This is a genomic window from Mycolicibacterium houstonense, assembly GCF_900078665.2.
Taxonomy (GTDB): Bacteria; Actinomycetota; Actinomycetes; order Mycobacteriales; family Mycobacteriaceae; genus Mycobacterium; species Mycobacterium houstonense.
In genome coordinates, this window is record NZ_LT546207.1 from 4891354 (window position 1) to 4893660 (window position 2307).

Annotated in this window: 1 protein-coding gene and 2 pseudogenes; all 3 read left to right on the forward strand. The window is 71.0% G+C overall.

All coding sequences use genetic code 11. From position 1 onward, the window contains the following. A partial coding sequence (gene serS, locus BN4332_RS24590) for a serine--tRNA ligase (protein ID WP_066902094.1) occupies positions 1-1171 on the forward strand: 1171 nt, incomplete at its 5' end. Between the two features lie 18 nt (positions 1172-1189). Further along, positions 1190-1420 (forward strand): annotated as a pseudogene (locus tag BN4332_RS24595) (AfsR/SARP family transcriptional regulator); the annotation flags it as partial. A gap of 281 nt (positions 1421-1701) precedes the next feature. Continuing rightward, positions 1702-2307, forward strand: a pseudogene (locus BN4332_RS24600) (BTAD domain-containing putative transcriptional regulator); the annotation flags it as partial.

Consider the following 2307-nt stretch of genomic DNA (forward strand, 5'->3'; position numbering starts at 1 on the left):
GCTGCTCGCGGCCGACACCGCACGCCGGGCCGCGGTGTCGGCGGCCGACAACCTGCGCGCCGAACAGAAGGCCGCCAGCAAGCTGGTGGGCAAGGCGAGCCCCGAGGAACGTCCCGCGCTGCTGCAGCAGGCCAAGGACCTGGCCGAGCAGGTGAAGGCCGCCGAGGCCGCCCAGGTCGAGGCGGACCGGGAGTTCACCGCCGCCCACATGGCGATCGGCAACGTGATCATCGAGGGGGTGCCGGCCGGCGGCGAGGACGACTTCGCGCTGCTCGACACGGTCGGTGAACCAAGGGCCATCGAGAATCCGAAGGATCACCTCGAGCTGGGTGAGGCGCTCGGGCTGATCGACATGGAACGCGGCGCCAAGGTGTCGGGTTCGCGGTTCTACTTCCTGACCGGCGCCGGCGCGCTGCTGCAGCTCGGTCTGCTGCAGCTGGCCACCCAGGTCGCGGTGCAGAACGGGTTCACGCTGATGATCCCGCCGGTGCTGGTGCGCCCGGAGGTGATGGCGGGCACCGGATTCCTCGGTGCGCACGCCGACGAGGTGTACCGGCTGGAAGCCGACGACATGTACCTGGTCGGCACGTCGGAGGTGCCGCTGGCCGGTTACCACGCCGACGAGATCCTGGACCTCTCGGCAGGCCCGCGCCGGTACGCCGGCTGGTCGTCGTGCTTCCGGCGCGAGGCAGGCAGCTACGGCAAGGACACCCGCGGCATCATCCGGGTGCACCAGTTCGACAAGGTCGAGGGCTTCATCTACTGCAAGCCCGAGGACGCCGAGGCCGAGCACCAGAAACTGCTGGGCTGGCAGCGCCAGATGCTGGCCGCCATCGAGGTGCCCTACCGGGTGATCGACGTCGCCGCGGGCGATCTGGGCTCCTCGGCGGCCCGCAAGTACGACTGCGAGGCGTGGGTGCCGACGCAGCAGACCTACCGGGAGCTGACCTCGACGTCGAACTGCACGACGTTCCAGGCCCGGCGATTGGCTACTCGCTACCGCGACGAGAACGGCAAGCCGCAGATCGCCGCCACGCTGAACGGGACACTGGCCACCACCCGCTGGCTGGTGGCCATCCTGGAGAACCACCAGCAGCCCGACGGCAGCGTGCGGGTGCCCGCGGCATTGGTGCCGTTCGTCGGCACCGAAGTCCTGGAGCCCCCGAAGTAGCCGCACCCCCTACTGACCATGGTGGCGGTAGACCCGGTGCGGGTGACGGTGCTCGGCCCGGTGCGGGCCTGGGTCGGTGACGAGCCGGCCGACCTGGGGGCGCGGCTGCAGCGTTCGCTGTTCGCCCGGCTGGTGCTGGCACACGGTCACACGGTGTCCGTCGACCGGCTCATCGACGATCTCTGGGACGGCGAGCCGCCACCCAAAGCGCTTGCGGCACTGCAGGTCTACATCTCGCACCTGCGCCGGGCGCTCGAACCCGGCCGGCCGCGNTCAGGCTGCTCAAGGCCCTCTACGTCGAGCTCGAGGGGGCCGACCCGGACGGGGCGCTGGCGGTCAGCACCGAACTGCTCGCGCTGGCGCGGCGCGTCTACGCCGAGGATCCGGCGGGCTCGGGCCGGCTGCTGTGCACCGCACTCAACGTCCGGGCCTACTGCTCACTGGGACCCGACCTGGATGCCGAACGCGACGCGATCGCCGCCGAACTGCTGCGCACCGCCGAGGCCACCGAACAGGCCGACTATCAGGCCGTGGGCCACTGGCTGCTGTCACTGGCCGCGGGCAACCGGTCCGATCTGGTCTCGGCCAAGCGGCACGTCGATCTGGCGGTGGCCCGGGCCGGAACCGGTCAGCTGCTGCACCTGCTCGGCGTGTTGGGGTTGTTCCGGGCCCGGATGCACCTGCTGGCCGGGCGGCTCGACGAGGCCGTGAGCTCCTACACCGATCTGGCCGAGCGGATGGTAGAGAACGGTGCGGCCAACGGGGCGAAGCTCGCCATGGTGGGTCGCGTGACCGGCGAGTTCTGCCTGGGCGATCTGGGGCTGCTGGCCGACGAGTTGTTGTTCTTCTATCGCGAGGTGTCGGTCGCCGCACTGGACGCCGCGGTGCTCGCGCTGATCGCGCGCGGCCGCGAGGAGGAAGCCCGCCGGCTCTGGCAGGAGCGCCAACCGATCGAGCGGGCCTATTTCTGGCTGCCGTTCACCGTGCTGCGCGTCAATGCCGCGGTGGCCCTCGGGGATCTCGAGGAGGTGCGGGCCCGGTCCGCCGAATTGGTGCCGTACTCCGGTCGGATCGCCGGCCTCGGCGTCGACGGCCTGATGGTCGGTCCGGTCGACGACGCGCTCGCCGCCGCCGCC